Origin of the sequence: Dolomitihabitans soli, assembly GCF_022213955.1 — a bacterium.
GTDB lineage: Bacteria > Actinomycetota > Actinomycetes > Streptosporangiales > Streptosporangiaceae > Streptosporangium_A > Streptosporangium_A soli.
The window spans coordinates 24,735-45,462 of sequence record NZ_JAKNTW010000012.1; the positions used below are offsets into that span (position 1 = coordinate 24,735).

7 protein-coding genes are annotated in these 20,728 nt (G+C 72.6%); all 7 read right to left on the minus strand.

Annotated elements, in window-relative coordinates; translation table 11 throughout:
• Positions 1-2: 2 nt before the first annotated feature.
• Positions 3-6,851 (minus strand): condensation domain-containing protein, encoded by a 6,849-nt coding sequence (locus tag MBA17_RS25215; RefSeq protein WP_238499048.1) that lies wholly within the window; start codon positions 6,849-6,851, stop codon positions 3-5.
• A complete protein-coding gene (locus tag MBA17_RS25220; protein WP_238499049.1) occupies positions 6,848-9,919 on the minus strand; it encodes a type I polyketide synthase in 3,072 nt (1,023 codons plus the stop codon). The genes MBA17_RS25215 and MBA17_RS25220 overlap by 4 nt, the downstream gene beginning before the upstream one ends.
• Before the next feature lies 1 nt (position 9,920).
• Positions 9,921-13,241 (minus strand): non-ribosomal peptide synthetase, encoded by a 3,321-nt coding sequence (locus tag MBA17_RS25225; RefSeq protein WP_238499050.1) that lies wholly within the window; start codon positions 13,239-13,241, stop codon positions 9,921-9,923.
• Positions 13,241-16,540: a non-ribosomal peptide synthetase gene (locus MBA17_RS25230; RefSeq protein WP_238499051.1), complete on the minus strand. Its 3,300-nt coding sequence runs from the start codon at positions 16,538-16,540 to the stop codon at positions 13,241-13,243. The genes MBA17_RS25225 and MBA17_RS25230 overlap by 1 nt, the downstream gene beginning before the upstream one ends.
• Before the next feature lie 115 nt (positions 16,541-16,655).
• Positions 16,656-19,037 carry a non-ribosomal peptide synthetase gene (locus MBA17_RS25235; protein WP_238499052.1) on the minus strand — a complete coding sequence of 794 codons (2,382 nt, stop codon included), beginning with the start codon at positions 19,035-19,037 and terminating at the stop codon, positions 16,656-16,658.
• Positions 19,034-19,867, minus strand: coding sequence for a thioesterase II family protein (locus MBA17_RS25240; protein ID WP_238499053.1), 834 nt, complete (start codon positions 19,865-19,867; stop codon positions 19,034-19,036). The genes MBA17_RS25235 and MBA17_RS25240 overlap by 4 nt, the downstream gene beginning before the upstream one ends.
• Before the next feature lie 629 nt (positions 19,868-20,496).
• The coding region (locus MBA17_RS25245) for a hypothetical protein (protein ID WP_238499054.1) at positions 20,497-20,728 on the minus strand (232 nt) is incomplete at its 5' end.

The window sequence follows — 20,728 nt, forward strand, 5'->3', positions numbered from 1 at the left end:
GTTCAGGCACTCCTGTCGGATGCGGCGCTCAGTGCGGCGATGACCTCGCGCAGGGCGCCGCGCGCGGTCTCGGGCCGGTAGAAGTTGCGGCTGTAGGCGAGTTCGACGGTCAGTTTTCTGTCGACGACCGAGCACACGAAGTCCAGCGGATAGATCCACTTCGCGTTCGGATCGTGGGCGGGTCCGCATTCGCCCTCGGGCACGTCGAACAGGTCGGTTCCGGTGGGCGTGCCCACGAAGCTGAAGTCACCCATGAAGTTGACGCTGACCTGCGGCGTCGGCATCGCCGCGAGCGCGGGACCGGTCTCGGCGTCGGGGGAGCAGAACCGCAGCAGGCTGAAGCCGATCCCGTTGTGCGGCACCTGGGCGAGCTGCCGGCGTACGGCGGGCAGCCCCGCTCCCGGGGAGCGCAGCAGGACCGGGTAGTACACCTGGAACCAGCCGACCGTGCGGGACAGGTCCACCTCCTCGAACAGGTCCTCCCTGCCGTGGCCGGCGACGGCGATCGTGCAGTCCTCGCGGCCGGTCCGCTCGGTGAGCCACCCGCCGACGACTCCCACCAGCAGCTCGCCGAGCCGCATCCCCAGGTCCCGGGCGAGCTCACGCAGCCCGTCGGTCCCCGGCTCGTCGAGCTGGGCCATCAGGGTCTCGTAGCTCTCGCCGGTGGGGACGCCGCCGGGGAAGTCCGGCGGCAGGGCCCGCTCGTCGCCGTCGTCGCCGCCCTGAGCCAGCCAGAACGGAAGCTCGGCGCGCACCTCCGGCGTGCCGGCGTGCTCGGCGAGCCGCCGTGACCAGTGCTGCAGGGAGGTGGTCCTGGCCGGCAACGAGGGTTCGCCGCCGGCGGCGAACGCGCGGCAGAGCGCCTGGAGGTCGTCCAGCAGGATGCCCCTGGACATGCCGTCCACCACGATGTGGTGCGGGACGATCAGGAGCCGGTCCGCCGCGCCGCCGCCGAGCCGGAAGTGGACCGCGCGGATGATCGGGCCGTCGGTGAGGTCGAGCGCCGCCTGAGCGGCGCCGCCCAGTTCCGCGAGCCTGCGGTCCCGTTCCACGCCCGTGACACCGGAGAGGTCGTGGCTGGTGAACGGCACGGGGCCGGCCGGCACATGCGCCTGCGTCCAGCCACCGGCCCCGTCCGGGGTGAAGCGCAGCCGCAGCGCGTCGTGGTGGGCGACCAGGTGGTCCAGCGCCGACCGCAGGTGCCCGGGGTCGACGGGTTCGCGCAGTTCCAGGTAGTAGGGATGGTTGAAGTACGACGGGTTCGGCACGCCCGGCGCGATCACCGAGAAGAACCAGCGCTGTGCCGGGGTGAGCGGAGTCGGCCCGGCGTCGGGGCCGCGCTGCCCGGCGGCCGGTCCGGACGCGTCCAGCGCCGCCAGGGCGGCGACCGTCGGGTGCTCCAGGAGTTGTCGGGGGGTCATCGCGATGCCCGCCTTCGCCGCCAGCGAGACCGCCTGGATGGCCTGCAGGGAGTCGCCGCCGAGCTCGAAGAAGTCGTCGTCGATCCCCACCCGGTCACGGTTCAGGAGGTCCGCCCAGACGCCGCCGAGAATCCGCTCGCGCTCGGTGCGCGGCGCCCGATACGGCGTATGGGCGTCGTGCGCCCGCCCCGTGCCGATCGCCTCCAGGATGGACCGCGCGTCGGTGGGCGCGCAGGGCGCCGGCCCGCAGGACACCGGCGCGTCCGCCGTCGGCGCGGCGGCGGGAAGGTCGAGCGGCCACACGTGGGCGAGGGCAGCCCGTACGGCCCGCGGATCGGTGGGCACCAGGACGGCGGGGAGGCCGGGGAAGGCCTCCCGCACGGCGACGCACTCCGCCGGATCCGGGTCCAGTACCAGGCATTCGTCCGGGTTGACCAGGCCCTCCTCGGCCAGACCGGCGAGCAGGACGGCGAGCGGGGCACCCTCCCTGCGGGCCACGACCTCGTCGGCGTGCACGGGCAGGCCACCAGACGCCGGCAGTCCGGCCGTCAGGTCCCGGGCTCCGGATGAGCACAGGGCCAGCCGCCGTCCGGACCGCAGCTGCCCGCGCAGGAAGCGCAGCAGTTCCCGCTGCCAGCCGGTCGCGGCCACTTCGCCGGCGGGCCCGAGCAGCGTCCGTTCCGGGTCCAGCACGATCGTCCGGGTCCGCCGTCCAGCCAACCGGCACACCTGCCTGGCGACAGCCGTACCCAGCACGGCGTAGTACTCCGCGGTGTACGGCATGTGCCCCAGCTCGTCGGCGCGCTCGTCGCACACCTCGGTGACCTGGTAGGGCCGGATCCATTGGTCCATCGACGCGACGGTCACTCCCCCGCGCGCGCCGGCGAACCGTTCCAGCCGCTCCAGGAGGCCGCCGAAGAGCCGCGACCACTCCGGCCCGGCATACCGGGGCGAAGGCGGGCAGACGCCAATCACCAGTGACGCCCGCGATCGTTCGCGGAACCCCCTGACGGCCGCGAACAGGTCGTGCAGATCCTGCTCCAGACGGGTCACGGCCGCGGGCAGCGGCGCGGCGACGCCGGCGTTCTGGTAGCGGAGCCAGTCCTCCCAGCGCAGCAGCACGACGTTCACGCCGTCGTCGGCGGCGCCGAGCAGCCCGGCCGGGTCGACCAGTTGCTGGAAGAGCTGGGCGTAGGGCGCGAACTCCACCGAGGCCGGCAGTTCCGCGACGCGCAGCCAGTGTTCGGCCGCCGCGCGCAGCGGCTCGGCGGTGAAGGAGGCCGCCACCGCGACCGGCAGGCCGCGTCCGCTGCCGGCGGGGTGGAGCGGTGCCGGACGGTGCGGTGACACGACGAACGACGGGCCGGGGTCCAGTGTGTCCACCGGCTGGTCCGGTTCCGCCAGCCCGGCGGCGAGCAGTGTCTCCAGGCACGACAGCAGCCGGTCGGCGGTCTCCGGGTCGAACAGCGCGACGCTGTGGTCCAGCGAGGCGTGCAACCGGTCGCCCTGCCAGGACAGCGTGAGGAACAGGTCGAAGTCGGTCCCGGTCGGCGGCACGTCCAGCGGGGTCACGGTCAGTTCGCCGAGTACCGGCCGGTGCTCGGGCTGGTCGAGGAAGTTGAACATCGACTGGAAGAGCGGGTGGAAGGCCGGATCGCGGTCCGGGCCGGCCGCCTCCACGATGCGCGAGAACGGCAGGTGCTGGTGCTGGTGGGCCTCCATCACGCGGGCGTGCGTGCGGCGGATCAGCTCACGGAAGGTCGGCCGCTCGGCGAGATCCAGCCGGAAGGGCAGGATGTCCGCGAAGTAGCCGATGAGTTCCGCGAGTTCCGCCCGGTCCCTGCCCGCCACCGGGACGCCCACCACCAGGTCGTCGTCCTGGCTGTGCCGCTGTAGCAGCGCGCCGAAACCCGCCAGCAGCGTACTGAACAGGCTCACCCCCTCGGCGCTGCTCAGCGCCCGCAACCCGGTGCCGAGCCCGGCCCCGAAGGTCCGGGTACGGCAGGCCGACCTGTCCGAGCGCACCGCCGGTCGGGGCCGGTCGGTGGGCAGGTTGTACAGGGCGGGCGCGCCGGCCAGCCGGTTCCGCCAGTAGGCGACGTGCGGCTGCGACGCGGCTCCGTCCAGCCGGTCCCGCTGCCAGGCCGCGTAGTCGGCGAACCGCAGCGGAGGCGGCGGCAGCGGGGAGGGCAGGCCGGCGCTGAACGCCTCGTAGAGCGTGCCCAACTCCCGCAGGTAGATGCCCCACGACCAGGCGTCGGAGACGATGTGGTGGATGCTGATCAGTAGATGGTGCTCCTGCGCGGACGACCGGATCAGGCGGGCCCGGACCAGCGGCCCGGTATCCAGGTCGAGGTGGAGCGCCGCGTGCTCACGCACGTGCCGCTCGATGACGTCGCCGTCCGCCGGCGGGGTGCGGGTGAGGTCGAGATCGGGCAGCCAGGAGTCCTGCCGCGCGTGGACGACGGGGACGGGCCGCCCGTTCTCCTCAGCGAACGTGGTGCGGAGCGCCTCGTGCCGCGCCGGGATCTCCTCGACGGCGCGGCGCAACGCGTCCCGGTCCAGCTCGCCGCGCAGCCGCGCCGCGAAGGTGATGTTGTGCCGGGCCGACTCGTCGCCGAGCCTGGCCAGCGCCCACAGGCGTTCCTGGGTGGCGGAGACGACCGGCTCACCGGCTGCCGGGGTGATCCGCTCCTCGTCCGTCGCGGCGTCCACGAGTACGGCCAGCCGCTCGATCGTGGGCTGGGCCAGGAACGCCGGCAGCGAGACGTGCTTGCCGAATTCCCTGTGCACCTGGGAGAGGAGTTGCGTGGCCAGCAGTGAGTGGCCGCCCAGGGCGAAGAAGCCGGTGGTCACCCCGACCTCGTCGGTTCGCAGGGCAGCCCGCCACAGATCTGCCAGCCGCTCCTCGGTGGCGGTGCGCGGCGGCACGGACTCCGCTCCGGGATCGGCGGCGGGGCCGGCGGCCGGGCGGGCCCGCTCGGCGATGACGCTCGCGTCGGTGAGGTGGCCGGCCAGGTAGCCGAGCCGCTCACCGTCGAACGCGACCTCTCCCCCGTCCCGCACCGGCCCGTCGAGCGCCCACAGGTGATCGAGGTAGCGCGGCAGGGACCGTGGCCGGGCGGGGGTGCGAAGCGTGAGCACGGCGGGGAACGCCGCCCGCGCCCTGTCGAGGACGGCCGGGTCCGGGTCGAGGATCACGCAGGTCGCGGGGTCCAGGCCGCCCCGTCCGGCCAGTTCTGCCAGCCGCCGCGCCGGGTCGGCGGGCGTGCCCGGCTCGCACCGGACCACCTGCCGGCCGAGCCGTTCCTGCGTGGTGAGCAGGCGGTCCAGCGCCTCGGCGGCCGGTGACCCCGGGCCGGCGCCGGCCCGGACCCGCGCGGGGTCGAGCAGCACCGTCCGGACCGGCCGGGCGCGCCCGCGATACACCTCGCGAGCCAGGCGGGTGCCGATCGCCGCGAAGAACTCGGGCACGTAGGGCACGTGTCCCAGCTCGTCGGCATGCCGGTCGCCGACCGTGGCCGTGGGATACCACCTGGTCCACGACGACGCCGGCACGACGTCCGCCAGCCCTCGGCACCGGCTGACGAAGCGGTCCTCCAGGCGGGCGAACAGGCCGGTCCACGGCTGCCCCGCGTACTCCTCCGACGGGGGCGTGATCCCGACCGTGATCGGCGCGGTGGACCGGTTCCGAGCCACTTCCAAGGCCCCGGCCAGGTCCTCCAGCGCCCGTTCCAGCACGAGGATCGCGCCGGAGGCGTCGAGGTCGTGGTGCCGGAGCCAGTCCTCCCAGCGGAACAGCACAATGGTGGCGTCGGCGTCGCCACCGGCCAGCAGATGCTGGATGACCTGCCCGTAGGGCGCCGGCTCGATCCGCGTGGGCATCCGCAGGAACCGGAACCAGAAGTCCAGCGGCTCCAGCACCGGGTCCGCGGTGAAGGTGGCCGCCACCGAGATCGTCGCCCGGCGCAGGCTCGCGGCCTCGCGCAGCGTGCGGTCCGGCCAGGTGGCCATCTCGGTGAGGATCTCGCGCAGCCCGCCGATCGCGTCGTCGGCGGTACCGCGCAGATAGAGGTCGGTGTTGTAGCCGACGACGCCGCGCAGCCCTCCGTCGGCGCGGGACAGCGCGAAATAGAGGTCGAAGTCGGTCAGCTGGTCGTTCAGATCACTGTCGAGCTGCTCGACGGCGAAGGTGAGGCCGCCCGCCGTACGCGGCCGATCGGGCAGGTCGGCGATGCTCAGCATGATCTGGGCCAGCGGGTTGTGGCTCGGGCTGCGCGGCGGCGCCACCTCCTCGACCACCCTGGCGTACGGCACGTCCTGCCGGCCGAGCGCGTCACCGAGTGCCTTCCGGGTCCGGCCGACCACTTCCAGCAGGGTGGGATCCCCTGACAGATCCACCCGAAGCACCACGGTGTCGGCGAAGCACCCGATCAGCGCTTCCAGGTCGGTGTGCGTACGGCCGGCGACCGACACAGCGAGCAGCACGTCTTCCTGGCCGGTCGCCCGGTGGACGAGCGCCGCCACGCCGGCGAGCACCGCGACGTTCAGCGTCCCGCCCGCCTGGCCCGCGAGCGTGACCAGTTCCCCGGCGAGACCGGCGGGCAGCTCGAACGGCAGATAGGCGCCGTTCTGCGTCTGCCTGTCCGGACGCGGCCGGTCGGCGGGCAGGGTGGAAAGCGCGGGAGCGCCCGAGAGCCGGCGCTTCCAGTAGGCGAGCTGCTGCTGAAACCGCCGTCCGGCGAGCCGGGTGCGTTCCCACCCGGCCCAGTCGGCGAACTGCACCACGGGCTCCGGCAGCTCCGGCGGCGTGCCGGTGGTGGCCGCGGCGTAGAGCGCCATCAGCTCCTCCGCCAGCACGGCGGTGGACCATCCGTCGAACACGATGTGGTGCGCGGCCACGCACAGCACGTGCTCGTGGTGCCCGACGGCGAACAGCCGCACGGCGATCGGCGCTCCGGACGCCAGGTCGAGCCGGGTCCCGGCGTGCTCGCCGACCAGGCCGCGCAGCACGGCGGCACGCTCAGCCGCGGGAACACCCCGCAGGTCGGTGTACGGCAGCGGCACGGGGACCGGCTCCCCGACCACCTGCCGGGGCTCCCCGTCCACATCTGCGAAGGCCGTGCGCAGCACCTCATGCCTGCGGATCACCCCGAGCAGTGCCTCCGCCAGGGCGGGCCGGTCGAGGGACCCGCCGAGCCGGACGGAGAAGGCGATGTTGTAGGCGGGGCCGCCCGGGTCGAGCCGGTCAAGGAACCACAGTCGTTCCTGTGCGGACGACAGCGGCGCCGGGGCGTCCGCGTCCGCGCGGGGCCGCGGCCCGGTGGGGACGCCGGTGGCGCCGGTCCTTCGTTCGCGCAGCCGGTCGAGCAGGAGACGGCGCTCCTCGGGAGTGAGGCCGGCCAGTTCAGCGGTGATTTCGGTGGTCATGAGCGCTCCCGCTCCTTGTCCGCGCGGATCCATGCGAGCTCCGCCTTCAACTCCTCGGCGGACAGCCCGCCGGTCTCGGCCAGCAGGTCGCCGTCGGACACCTCCCCGCCGTTCGCGGCGGCCCGCAACTCCTCGACGTAGCCGGCGAGCGTCCCGACGGTCGGCGCCTCGAACAGCGCGCCGGCCGGCAGGTCCACCCCCAGTCCCTCGCGCAGCCGCGCGATGACCTGGATGGCCGACAGCGAGTGCCCGCCCAGTTCGAAGAAGTTGTCATGCGGCGCGACCTCGGGGACGCCGAGCAGTTGCCGCCACACCTCGCGGATCAGCTCCTCCGTCTCCCCGCCGTGCGGGGCGGCCGCCGCCGCCGGCTCAACAGGCGTCACCTGGTCCGTGCCGTCCCCGACCGTGCCGCTCTGGATCGACGGCGCCGAGGGCGGGTCGTACCAGCAGCGCCGCCGCTCGAACGGGTATCCGGGGAGAGGGACACGCCGGGCCGGGGCGGCGTACGCCGCCCTGTCCACGTCGGCGCCGGCCACCCACATCCGCCCGAAGGCCGCGGCGACCGCCTCGCCGTCCGGCTGCCGGGTACGGGGATGCCCGAGCGAGCTCAGCGCGATGTGCCCCGACGCGGCGAGGTCGTGCTGGCGGGCGAGTGTGGTCAGCGTGGTCCCCGGGCCGACCTCCAGCAGCACCCTGCCGTGCTCACTCGTGATCGAGCCGAGCCCTTCGCTGAACCGCACCGGCTGCCGGAGCTGGCTCACCCAGTAGTTCGGATCGGTGACCTCTTCGGCGGTCACCGGCTCGCCGGTCACACCGCTGACGAAGGGAATCGCCGCCGGGCGAAGCCGGACCCTGGCGACCTCCTTGGCGAAGTCGTCCAGGATCGGCTCCATCATCGAGGAGTGGAAGGCGTGCGAGGTGTGCAGGCGGCGGCACTGGACGCCCTCCCCGGTGAGCTCCCGCTCCAGCCGGTCGACGTCCTCGTCCGGCCCCGAGATCACGCTCAGTCCCGGCGCGTTGCCCGCGGCCAGGCCGAGCCCGCCGTACAGGCGCTCGGTGATCTGCGCGATCGGCTGGTGGACCGCGAGCATCGAGCCGGCAGGCAGTCCCTGCACGAGCCGGCCGCGCACCGCGACCAGCGCCAGGGCGTCCGGTAGATCGATGACCCCGGCCAGGCACGCCGCGACGTACTCCCCCACGCTGTGCCCGAGCATCGTCACCGGCCGCACGCCCCGCTCCTGCCACCATCGGGCGAGCGCGTACTCCACGGCGAACAGCGCGGGCTGCGTGTACCTGGTCTGGCCAAGCGCCGACCGGTCCTGCGGCGCTCGGATGACGTCCAGCAGGTCGGCGTCGAGGTGCGGGCGGAGCAGGGCTGCGCACTCGTCGAGATGGCGGCGGAACTCGGGTTCCCGCTCGTGGAGTCCCATCGCCATGCCGGGGTGCTGGGAGCCCTGGCCGGGAAACAGGAAGACGACCTCGCGTCGCTCCGTCCCGGCGGCTCCCGTCCAGCGTCCCTCGACCGGCTCCGCCGTGAGACGGGCCAGCGCCTGCGCGCGGTCCGAGCACGTCACGGCCATCCGATGGGTGAACGCGCGCCTGCCGACGCGCAGCGTGTGGCCCACGTCCGCGAGCGACACCGCCGGATGTCCGGCCAGATACTCCCGCAGCCTCTCCCGGCTCTCCGACAACGCCTCCGGGGTGCGGGCCGAGAGCAGGAGGAGCTCACCGGTCCGCTGATCAGGCTCCGCCGGCGGCGCGGCCGGCGGCTCCTGCACGATCGCGTGCGCGTTGGTGCTGCCCATCCCGAAGGAGCTGATCGCGGCGCGGCGCGGAAGCAGGTCAGCCGGCCAGCTCTCCGGCTCCCGGTTGACGTAGAACGGGCTGCTCTCCAGGCCGAGCGCCAGGTTCGGCTCCGTGAAGTACGGGCTCGGCGGCAGCGTCCCCTCCCGTACGGCGAGCACGGCCTTGAGCAGGCCGGCGACTCCGGCGGCCGTGTCGGTATGCCCGATGAGCGCCTTGACCGAGCCGATCGCGCAGTAGCCCTGCCGCCGCGTCGAGTCCCGGTATGCCTCGGTCAGCGCGGCGACCTCGATCGGGTCGCCGAGCCTGGTGCCCGTGCCGTGGGCCTCGACGTAGCCGATCGTCGCCGGATCGACCTCCGCCGCGCCGAGCGCCGCACGGATCACCGCCGCCTGGCCGGAGACGCTCGGCGCGGTGAACCCGACCTTGGACGACCCGTCGTTGTTGATCGCCGTACCCTTGATCACCGCGTGCACGGTGTCGCGGTCGCGCACGGCGTCGGCGAGTCTCTTGAGCACCACGAGCCCGGCGCCGCCGCCCACCAGGGTGCCCTGGGCCCGCGCGTCGAAGGGGCGGCAGTGCCCGTCGGGCGACATGATGCCGCCCTCCTGGAACAGATACCCCTCGGTCTGCGGGAACTGGACCGAGGCACCGCCGGCGAGGGCGAGGTCGCAGTCACCGGCGAGCAGCCCCTGGCACGCGAGATGGACGGCGACGAGCGAGGTCGAGCACGCCGTCTGCACGGTGATCGCCGGGCCGGTGAGGTTCAGGTGGTACGCGGCGTGCGTGGCGAGGGTGTCCTTCTCGTTGCACAACATCAGCTCGTGCTCGCTCAGGTCGCGCATCAACTGGGCGTTGGGCAGCAGGTTCCGCAGCAGGTAGGTGCTGAAGCTGGTGCCCGCGTAGACGCCCACCAGGTGACGCTCCGGCCGCTCGGCGTAGCCCGCGTCCTCCAGGGCGTGCCAGGCGCACTCCAGGAAGACGCGCTGCTGCGGGTCGAGGACGGCGGCGTCCCGGGGGGACAGCCCGAAGAAGCCGGGGTCGAAGTACTCGGCGCCGGACAGCACACCGGCCGCCGGCACGTAGTCCGGCCGCCCGCGTATTTCGGCGGGGACGCCCGCCCGCTCGACCTCCTCGTCGGAGAACGTGCTGATCGCCTCGCGCCCGCTCGCCACGAGATCCCAGTAGTCGTCGATGGTGTCGGCGCCAGGGAAACGTCCCGCCATTCCCACGATGGCGATCTCCAGGCCGGTGAACTCGTTCACGTCAGGCTTCCTTCCGGGTCGTGGCGGTGCGGCGGGAACGCTCCAGGAGGGCCTGCCGCCCACGACCCCGCCGCTTGGCGTCGTCGGGCGCGGGAGGCACCGGCCCGGTGTCTCCCAGATGGTCGGCCAGGGCCCGCACGCTCGGGAAGCGGAACAGCGTCAGGGTGGCGATCGGCTGATCGATCACCCGCGCCAGCCGGCTGCGGACCTTGGTGATGAGCAAAGAGTTGCCGCCGACGTCGAAGAAGTTGTCGTCCAGACCGACGTGGTCGGCCTGGAGCACCTCCCGCCACACGCCGGCGATCACCCGCTCGAGTCCGGTGCCCGGCGCGGGGCCGGTGGGCGCGGGCCGTACCCAGTCGGGTGGGGAACGGCGCAGGGCGGCGTGGTCGATCTTGCCGTTCGCGGTCAGCGGGACGGCGTCGATCGGCACGAAGGCCGCGGGCACCATGAACTCGGGCAGGACGCCGCGCAGCAACCGGCGTAGTTCTCCCGGATCCGCGGGACGCGCGGCGTCGGGGACGTAGTAGGCGACCAGCCGGACGTCACCCAGGGTCTCCTCGGCCGTGGTCACCACGCAGGTCCCGATCCCCGGCTGGCGGGCGAGCACCGACTGGATCTCGCCGAGTTCGATGCGCAGCCCGCGGATCTTGACCTGGCCGTCGGCACGGCCGAGGAACTCCAGCATGCCGTCCGCCCGGAAACGGACGATGTCCCCGCTCCGGTACAACCGGGCGCCCGCGCGCCCGCTGAACGGATCGGGCACATACCGCTCGGCGGTGATGTCCGGCCTGCCGAGATATCCGCGGCCGAGCCCCGGACCGCCGATGCACAGTTCCCCGGGCACGCCGCGCGGCACCGGGCGCAGCCGGTCGTCGACGACGTACACCTCGACGTTCGCGATCGGCTCGCCGATGGGCACCGGTCCCTCTTCGCGCAGGCGCGTGGCCAGGGTGGCCGCCACCGTGATCTCGGTCGGCCCGTAACCGTTGACCAGGCCGTGCCCGGCCCAGGTCGCCGCGATCTCGGGCGGGCAGATCTCCCCCACCACGAGGAGCGTCCGCAGGGAGGGAACCTCCTGCGGCGTCAGGGTCGCGGCCACCGTCGGCGGCAGGGCGGCGACGGTGATCCGGTTCGCGCGCATGGTGCCCGCCAGGTCATCACCCGGCAGTAGCGCCTCGCGCGGCGCGAGGACGCACAGCGCGCCCGCGGTGAGCGCGAGCACGATCTCGAACACGGCCGCGTCGAAGCTGAAGGAGGAGAACTGCAGCACCCGATCGTGTTCGCCCAGCCCGAACGCCCGCCGCTGGGCTCGTGCCAGGTTGCGCAGGCCGTTGTGCACCAGCATGGCGCCCTTCGGCCGGCCGGTGGAGCCCGAGGTGTAGATGACGTACGCGAGGTTGTCCGGCCCGGCCGTCCGCGCGGGCCGGGTCGCCGGGGCGCGTTCGAGACCCTCACGCGCGGCGTCCAGGCAGAGCACGGGGGCCTCGGCCGGCAGACGGCCCGCGAGGTCGGTGGTGGTGAGCACCAGGGCGGGCCGCGAGTCCCCGATCATGTAGTCGAGGCGGTCGGCGGGGTAGGCGGGGTCGAGCGGCAGGTAGGCGGCGCCCGCCTTCCACACCGCCAGCAGGCACACCACCAGATCCGCCGACCGGGCGAGAAAGATGCCCACGATCGACTCCGGTCCGGCACCCCCGGCCCGCAAGTGGTTGGCCAGCCGGTTCGCCCGCTCGTCCAGCTCGCGGTAGCTCAGCCGGTCGGCTTCGAAGAGCACCGCCGGCGCCTCGGGAAACAGGTCGGCCCGCTCCTCGACGAGTTCGTGGGCCAGCCTGTCGCCGACCGGCACCGGGGCGTCGTGGCTCCAGTCGCCGACGATCCGCTGCCACTGCTCCGGCGACAGGATCGGCAGCGACCCGATCGGCAGGTCGGGCTCGGCCATCGCGCCGCCGAGCAGCGTGTGCAGGCCGTCGAGCAGGTCGCGTACCGTGCCCGCGTCGAACAGGGCGGTGTTGTACTCCAGGCAGCCGCCGAGACCCGGCCCATCCGGGCCGTCCAGCCGGAAGGAGATGGTGAGGTCCAGCTTGGCGGTACCGCTGTGGCCGCGCAGCGGAGTCACCCGCAGACCGGGCAGGCGCAGCCGGCCGACCTCGTCGTCCTGCATCATGCAGGCAACCTGGAAGATGGGATGGCAGGCGGCGTCGCGCGGCAGCCGCGACGCGCCGACCAGCATGTCGAACGGCAGTTCCTGGTGGGTCTGGCCGGCCAGGAGGCTCTCCCAGATCTCCGCGACCAGCGCGCGGAAGCTCGTCGAGGGGGTCGCCCGGCCCCGGATCGGCAACATGTTGACGAAGAACCCGACGACACCCTCGATCTCGGGACGGGTGCGGTTCGCCGCCGGGGTGCCGATCACGATGTCGTCCTGCCGGCAGTAGCGGCTGAGCAGCGCGGTGTAGGCGGCGAGCAGCACCGCGAACGGCGTCACCCCGGCGGAGCGGCTGAGGGCCTCCACCTCCGCCCGCAGCCCGGCGGGCCACTCGAACCACTCCATGCCACCGACGGCCGAGGGTTCCACCGGCCGTGGCCGGTCGACGGGCAACTCCAGGATCGGCGGCGCCCCGGCGAGCCGCTCCGTCCAGTAGGACAGCGGGATCTCGGGCGCGGAGCTCGCGCACCACTCGGCTTGCCAGCGCGCGAAGTCGGAGTAGCGCCACGGCACCGGCTCCGGCTCCGCGACCAGGCCCTCGCACCGGGCGAGGTACATCGCCTCCAGGTCGTCGAACAGGATGCCCATGCTCCAGCCGTCGCAGACGATGTGGTGCAGGGTCAGCAGCAGCAGCGCCTCGCCCGGCCCGACCACGACCAGGCGTACCCGGATCAGCGGCTCCGCCGCGAGGTCGAACCCCGCGGCCGCCTCCGCCGCCGCCCGGTCGAGCGCGGCGGCGCGCGGCCCGTCCGCGCTCGTCCCCGCGGTCGCGGAAACGTCCTCCACCGTCAGCACGCCGGTCAGCTCGGGCAACACCACCTGCAGAGGTTCCCCGTGGGCGTCAAGGAAGACGGTCCGCAGCGACGAGTGGCGGGCGACCAGGTCATCGACGGCGGCGGCCAGCGCGTGCGTGTCGAGCGGGCCGGACAGCCAGGCGGCGTAGGGCACGTTGTAGGGGTCGGCCTCCGGGTGCAACTGCGCCATCAGCCACAGCCGCCGTTGCGCGGAGGACAGCGGGTGGATGTCGAACTCCTCGCCGCGCTCGGCCAGGGTGGCCAGCAGGGTGGCCCGCCGCCGCGGATCGAGACCGCTCAACCGGTCCAGAAGATTCTCTCGCATCACACGTCTCCCCCGTGTTTCCGGTCAGATGCGGCCAAGGCGACCGCCACGTCCAGCACGTCCGCGCGCCCCTCGTCCGCGTTCGGCACGTCGGCGTCCGGCACGCCCGCGTCCAGTTCGTCGAGCAGGTCGCCGAGGTCGCCGCGCGGCCTGGCGCCGGCCACGATGGCGGGCGCCGTAACCGGGTGTTCTCCGGTGACGGCGAGGCCGTCGATCGCCGCGGCGAACCCGGCGAGGTCCGGCTGCTCGAACAGAAGGCGCAGCGGGATCGCGACGCCGAGCCGGGCGGACAGCCGCGAGGTGGCTTGGGCCACCTTCAGCGAATGGCCGCCGAGTTTGAAGAAGTCGTCCCGCACGCCGGCCGGCGCGACTCCCAGCACCTCGTGCCAGACCTCGGAGACGCGCAGCTCCATCGCGGACTCCGGTCGCCGCGCGTCCCCCGCCACCGGCCGGCGGTCGGGGGCGGGCAGGGCGCTCACGTCCAGCTTCCCGTTCACGGTCAGCGGCAACTCGGCGAGCGGGACCAGCGCGGCGGGCACCAGGTGTGGTGGCAACTCGGCGCGGAGGTGGTCGAGCACCGGGCCGAGCGATCCCGTGGGATCGGCGAGGACGACGTACCCGACGAGCTCGGGGTCTCCCGTGACGTCCGGGCGCATCTGGACGGCTGCCTGCTTGACCAGACCGGATTCGAACAGGCATGCCTCGATCTCGGCAGGCTCGATCCGGAAGCCGCGGATCTTGATCTGGCGGTCCGTGCGGCCAAGGAACTCGATGACGCCGTCCGGCCGATGCCGGGCCAGGTCGCCCGTCCGGTAAAGCCGTCCCTCGTGGAACGGATTCGGCACGAACCGCTCCGCGGTCAGCTCCGGCCGGTTCACGTATCCCGCCGCGACCTGCACCCCGCCGATGTACAGCTCGCCGGGCATGCCGGGCGGCACCGGCTCGCCGTACCCGTCGAGAATGTACAGCCGCGTGTTGGCGACCGGCCGGCCGATCGGGACGACCGGGCCACGTTCGCCCGGCTCGCAGGTCCAGTGGCTGACGTCGATGGCGGCCTCGGTCGGGCCGTACAGGTTGTGCAGTGCGCACGGCGGGCTCGTCGCGAGGAAACGCCGCGCCAGCTCCGCGGGCAGCGCCTCGCCGCTGCAGATCACCCGGCGCAGTGAGGTGCACGTACCCGTGTCCACCTCGTCCAGGAACACCTGCAGCATGGAGGGCACGAAGTGCAGCATGGTCACCCGCTCGTGCTGGATCAGCGAGTGCAGATAGGCCGGATCCCGATGGCCACCGGGCCGCGCCATGACCAGGCGCGCGCCGGCGATCAACGGGAGGAGGAACTCCCACACGGAGACGTCGAAACCGTAGGGTGTCTTCTGCATCACCACGTCGGAGCCGTCCACGCCGTACTCCCGCAGCATCCACACCAGGCGGTTGACGACACCACGGTGGTTGTTCAGCACGCCCTTCGGCCGGCCCGTCGAGCCCGAGGTGTAGATCACGTAGGCGCTGTCGTCAGGGCCGGCCGCCGGCGCGACCCGGTCGGTTCGGGGCTTCGTCGTGGTGATGTCCAGGGCGGTGACGCCCGGTGGCACGCGGAGCCGTACCGGATCATGCGTGAGCACCGTGCGGACCTCGGCGTCGGCCACCATGAAGGCGAGCCGCCCCGGCGGATAGGCCGGGTCCAGCGGCACGTAGGCCGCGCCCGCCTTGAGCACGCCGAGCAGCCCGGTCACCAGCTCCGCCGAGCGTTCCATGCACAACCCGACCCGGGTGCCCGGCCCGGCGCCGAGTTCGCGCAGCCGGTGCGCCACCTGGTTCGCCCGCTCGTCCAGCTCGCGGTAGGTCAGCCCGCCGCCCTCCGCGACGACGGCGACGGCGTCCGGGGTGGCCTCCACCTGGCGCTCCACCAGCTCGTGCAGGCACGACCCGGCGGGGTACTCGGCTTCCGTGGCGTTCCAGCCGGCCAGCATCCGGTGCCGGCGCGCCGCCGGCATCAGCGGCAGTTCGCCGATCGGCAGGTCCAGCCCGGCCACCGCCCGGCCGAGCAGCTCGACGTACTGCTCGGCCAGTCCTTCGATGTGGGCGCGCTCGAACAGCTCGTTGCGGAACTTGACGAACCCGGTGCGACCGCCGGAGAACTCCGGCAGGTGGATCTCGATGTCGTGCAGGGCCTGCCCGCCGTGGCCCTCCTCGAAGCGGAAGACGGTACCGCCGGCGTCGAGGGAGCCTAGGGCGGGCGGGGTGGTGAAGACCATCTGGAAGATCGGCTGGATTCCCGGCCTGCGATCGGGCTGTACGGCGTGCAGAACGTCCAGGAAGGGCGTCTCCCGGTGCGTGTACGCCTCGATGGACGTCTCCCTGACGTGGGCGAGCAGCGTGCGCATGGTCGGGTTCTCGCCACAGCGGATCCGCAGCGCCAGCATGTTCACGAAGTAACCGACGAGATCGTCGGCATCCTGGACGGGACGTCCGGAGGTGGGCGTCCCCACCACGAAGTCGGTCCGCCCCGTGTGCCGGAACACCAGGCCGCTGAAGGCGGCCGTCAACACCATGAACGGAGAGCACCCCTCGGCCACGGCCAGGTCCCGCACGGCTGCCGCCAGCTCGTCGGAGATGGTCAGATCGACCACATCGCAGCCGTAGTGCGGGTCGGTGGGCCGGGCGGCGGCGAACGGCCACTCGATCGGATCCGGCGGCGGGCTCAGAGTCCGCTTCCAGTACTCAAGGCTTCCGCGCGGGCGTTCGCCGGCACGTTCGGCCCGCTGCAGCCGCGTGACCTCGTGATACGGGCGTGGCAGCGGCTCGAACTCCACCGGACGCCCGTCGGCCACCGCCCGATACGCCTGAACCAACTCGCGGCGGAGCACCAGCAGCGAGTATCCATCGGTCGCGATGTGGTGCATGACCAGGACGAGCAGATGTTCGCGCGGACCGAGCCGGATCATCGAGCAGCGCCACAGCGGGCCACGGGTGAGGTCGAAGGGCCGGCCGGCCTCCGCCATGGCGAGCGCGCGCGCCGCCGCCTGCCGCTTCGCCGCCGGCACCGCACGCAGGTCGTGCTCGCCGATCTCGCCGGACGGGCAGGGCGCCGGCCCGGCGAGGAGCCGCCCGTTCTCGAAGGTGAAGGCCGTACGCAGCGGTTCGTGCCGCTCGACGACGGCGGCGATCGCGCCGCGCGCCGCCGCCGGGTCGAATGGGCCGGTCACCTCAATCAGCAGGGGAATGTTGGATACGGCGGTGCCAGGCGTCATCTCGTCGAAGAACCAGATTTGCTCCTGCCCCGGCGAGGCGATTCGCACGCCATTCTCCGCACCGCCCGCCGAGCTTTCCCCCCCATTGTGCAGGCGGCTCAGCAATGCGCTGTTCCCCGCTATTCCGCGAAGCGGATTCGATTTGTTTGGCGTCGCCATCGGTTCAGCCCCCATTCGGCTGGAAGTCCGCCAGTGCCAGCAACCGGTCCGCGATGTGCGCGGCGTCGTGACTCGTGGACTCCAGGTGTCTCGCCTGTGCCGCGACGGTCGGCTCGTCGAAGATCACCCGTAGCGGGATCGGGGCCTGGAAGATCTCCTGGAGCAGGTCCGCGGCCCTCATGATCGTCAGGGAGGTGCCGCCCGCGTCGATGACCGAGTCCGCGACGCTGAGCTCGTCCGCGCCGAGCAGGTCCATCCAGACGCCGGCCACCACTCGTTCCACCGGGGAGCGGGGCTCGACGAGCCGACGCGCCCGCAACGGCCGCGCGCCGCGCAGCGCCCCGGCCGCCGTCCTGTCGATTTTTCCGCTGGGCGTCAGCGGAAGCCTGTCCACGACGAGGAAGTGGGCCGGGATCATGTGAGCGGGCAGGGTCTCCGCGAGCAGGCGACGCAGCTCGTCGCGGTCCGGGACTTCGGCTCCGCGCGGAATCAGGTAGGCGACCAGCGCTCGCTCCGCCTGACGCTCGCCGAGCACCACCACGGCGTTCGCGATCCGCTCGTCGGCGCGCAGCACGCTCTCGATCTCGCCCAGCTCGATCCGGTAACCACGCAGCTTGACCTGCTGGTCGATCCGGCCGAGCGGCTCCAGCCTGCCGTCCCGCGTCCAGCGGGCCAGGTCCCCGCTCCGGTACAACCGCCCGCCGGGAGGGCCGAAAGGATCAGGCAGGAACCGTTCCGCGGTGAGGCCGGGGCGGTTCAGGTATCCGTTGGCCAGGCACTCCCCGGCCAGGCAGATCTCACCAGGCACGCCGACGGGCACCGGCTGCTGCCCCTCGTCCAGGACGTACGTGCGGACGTTCGGCAACGGTCCCCCGAGCTGGACGGGTCGCTCCGGTGTCATCGGCAGGGCGTGGGTGTACACCGTGGTCTCGGTCGGGCCGTAGGCGTTGAACAGCCGCACGCCGTGGCCCAGCAGCCGCTCGCACACGTCCGGCGGCAACGGCTCACCACCCGAAACGACCGTGATCGAGGGATTCCCGCGCCAGCCGGAGTCGAGCAGCATCCGGTGCGTGGTCGCGGTTCCCTGCACGACGGTCACCCCGCCCCGCTCGATCGCGGCGGCGAGGGCCGTGCCGTCGGTGGCCGTCGCCCGGTCGACGAGGTGGATCCGCGCGCCCACGGCCAGCGGCAGGAACAGGTCGAACACCGAGATGTCGAAGGAGAGCGGCGCCTGGGCCAGTACCACATCGCGGGCGGTGACACCGATCTGGGCGGCCATCCCCGTCAGGAAGTTAATCACCGCCCGGTGCGAGACCGCGACGCCCTTCGGCCGGCCCGTGGAGCCGGAGGTGTAGATGACGAACGCCGGCAGATCGGCCGGCGCCGGCGGCTCCGGCGGGGACGGCGGCTCCGGCGGGGACGGCTGGTCGCCCGCGTCGTCAAGCAGCACCACGTCGATCCCGGGACCCAGTTCGGCCAGCAGATCGAGTCGCGCGGGTTCCGTCGCCACCACGCCGGCGCCGCTGTCGGCCAGCATGTAGCGCAGGCGTTCCACCGGGTAGTAGGGGTCCAGCGGAAGGTAGGTCGCGCCCGCCCGGAGTGTGCCCAGCACGCCGCCGATCATCGAGACCGACCGGTCCAGGCAGACGCCGACGACGTCACCGGGACGCACCCCTGCGGCGAGCAGCGCGGCGGCCCACCGGCCGGCCTCCGCGTCGAGTCTCCGGTAGGACCACACGTCGCCGTCGAAGACGACCGCGGGCGCGTCCGGCGTACGGCGCAGCGAGGACGCGAACAGTTCGTGGACGAGCCCGCCTGGTCCCGCCCCAGCCGTGGCGTTCCAGTCGTGCAGGATCAGCGTCTCTTCCTGCGCGGACAGCAGCCCGAGGTCCGCTATCCGCGTGGCGGGGTGCCGGATCGCGGCCTCCGCCAGCCGGTCCAGGTGCCCGCACAGGCGCCGGACCTCGCTCGCGGTCAACCGGTCCGACCGGTAGGCGGCCTGGCAGCGCAGGGCCCTGCCGTCCAGCGTGAACGACAGGCGGATGGTGGCGTCGGTGCTCTGCGCGGAACCGGCCTCGGTGTCGATCCGCACGGTGCACAGCGGACCGGGATCGGGCTCCGCGGGGTGTTTCAGCAGGTCGGCAAGTATGGCGTCGGCGTCGAGGCGCGCGCCGAGCACGGTGTCGTCGACCGCGACCGCGAACACCATCTGCCTCGTGTACCGATATATCAAGACTCGTAGGAGTGCCAGGAGCCAAGCGGCCACGTGAGCCTCGCCGTACCCGTCCGGCACGCGCAGACCGAAGGACTCGGTGGACCAGGCCGCCTCCTCCCCCTGCCGTTCGAAGGGCAGGAGCAGGCGTGGTGCGCCTTTAGCCGGGGTCATCTGTCGCCGCCTTCCAGCAGGTGCGCGGACAACGTCGACCGCAGCCGCGACGCGATCGCCCGCTCGTTGTCGAAGAGGTAGAAATGTCCGCCGTCGAAGAGCTCCATGGCCGGTTCGCCGACGACGTGTTCCGCCCAGCGCCGCAGCGCGGGCTCCGGCACGTGGCGGTCGCCGCGCCCGCCGTACACGGCCAGCGGGACCGGCAGGGGCGGGCCGGGCCGGTAGGCGTACGACTCGCACGCCTGGAGATCGGCGCGGATCGTGGGCAGCAGCAGGCCCAGCATCTCCTCGCTGGCGAGGAGGCCCGGCGGCACCCCACCCAGCTCGATCAGCCAGCTCCGCAGCCGCGCGTCGTCGGTGAGGGCTTCCCGCAGGTCAGGCCAGCCCGCCGCGGACGGCGCGGGACACGCTGACACGATCACCTGGACCGGCGGCGGGAACCCCCACGCGGTCAGCTCGCGGGTCACCTCGAAGGCGATCAGCCCGCCCATGCTGTGGCCGAACAACGCGTACGGCGGCGCGATCGCGGCGGTGATGGCCGCGCAGACCTCGGCGACAATGTCCGGAAGGGAGGTCCACGCCGGTTCGGCGAATCTGCTCTCCCTGCCCGGGAGGTGCGCGAACCAGGTCTCGATCTCCGGCCGGAGCAGTTCGGCGAACGGCCGCAGAACCGCCGGCGCGCCACCCGCGTGCGGGATGACCACCAGCCGCGAGGTGGCCTCCGGACTGGCGCGTGGGCAGGACAGCCAACCCCCGTGCGGCCCTGGTTCCGATGGACGAACCGACGAGCCGCGCGCCGCGACCACGGTCCGGTTCTGTGGTGTTCTCATGCCGACTTCCTGTCTCCGCCCACGCTCGTGCTCACGCGAAATACGAGCGCACGATGTTGTGCGGCGATCCGGTAGAACGCATCACGAATCGCCGACTGGAAATTTCCCAGCCGACCCTCAGCGGTCTCGCCGTCTGCCGAATAGCCCCCGGTCACCCCGTACGAAAGGTGAATCTAGATGGATGGGTTATGGATTCTCTATAGGCCGGATATAGCGATGGGCCGGACGGCTGTTCGTGCTGGTAACCCGCAAACCGGCGGCATCTCATTTCAGGCGTCCGGGCAGCCCGGCACCACCGGGCATCGGTGGCCGTCGTACGGGGGGGAACCTCACTGCGGGCTTAGGTGAATGGGTCGATCAGCTCGCCGTCGTGTGAGCCGCCAGAGCAGAACTTTAGGCCGCCCACGCCTTCCTCGACATGTCCGCCCCCGACCGGCTCAGAAACCACGCAACCTGGGGCAACGGGATCCTTAACGTGACTGGCCGTTCGGTTGCTGCTCAAGCCCCGTCGCCGAGTTGTCCGGACCTACGTGGCGGATTCGGCGCCCCTGCGCGGTCACGGGCTCAGGCCGGACGGTGCCGCAACCGTCCATCACCCCCGGTCAGCCATATCCGCCTGATCGTCGCGGTTATTCCGGCAGTCCCACATAGGGACCGAAGCAAGTGCTGAAGTCGGGATAGCAGGAGAAGTATTCGAGGCCCTCGTAGGGGTTTCCGGTGGTCATCCAGACATTGACCTTGGTGGCCCCGCCGGCGACGTCCGCGGTGACGGCAAGGGTCGCGGGCCCGGATTCGTCGCACCAGGTGCTGGAACTCTGCCAGTCCAGCCGCCGCCCGGTGCTGGCTAACCGGGTATCCGCG

Excerpts from the sequence above, each read along its gene's own strand:
- MBA17_RS25240 (WP_238499053.1), bottom strand. The coding sequence starts at position 19,867 with ATGAGAACACCACAGAACCGGACCGTGGTCGCGGCGCGCGGCTCGTCG.
- MBA17_RS25215 (WP_238499048.1), bottom strand. The coding sequence starts at position 6,851 with ATGACCACCGAAATCACCGCTGAACTGGCCGGCCTCACTCCCGAGGAG.
- MBA17_RS25225 (WP_238499050.1), bottom strand. The coding sequence starts at position 13,241 with ATGCGAGAGAATCTTCTGGACCGGTTGAGCGGTCTCGATCCGCGGCGG.
- MBA17_RS25235 (WP_238499052.1), bottom strand. The coding sequence starts at position 19,037 with ATGACCCCGGCTAAAGGCGCACCACGCCTGCTCCTGCCCTTCGAACGG.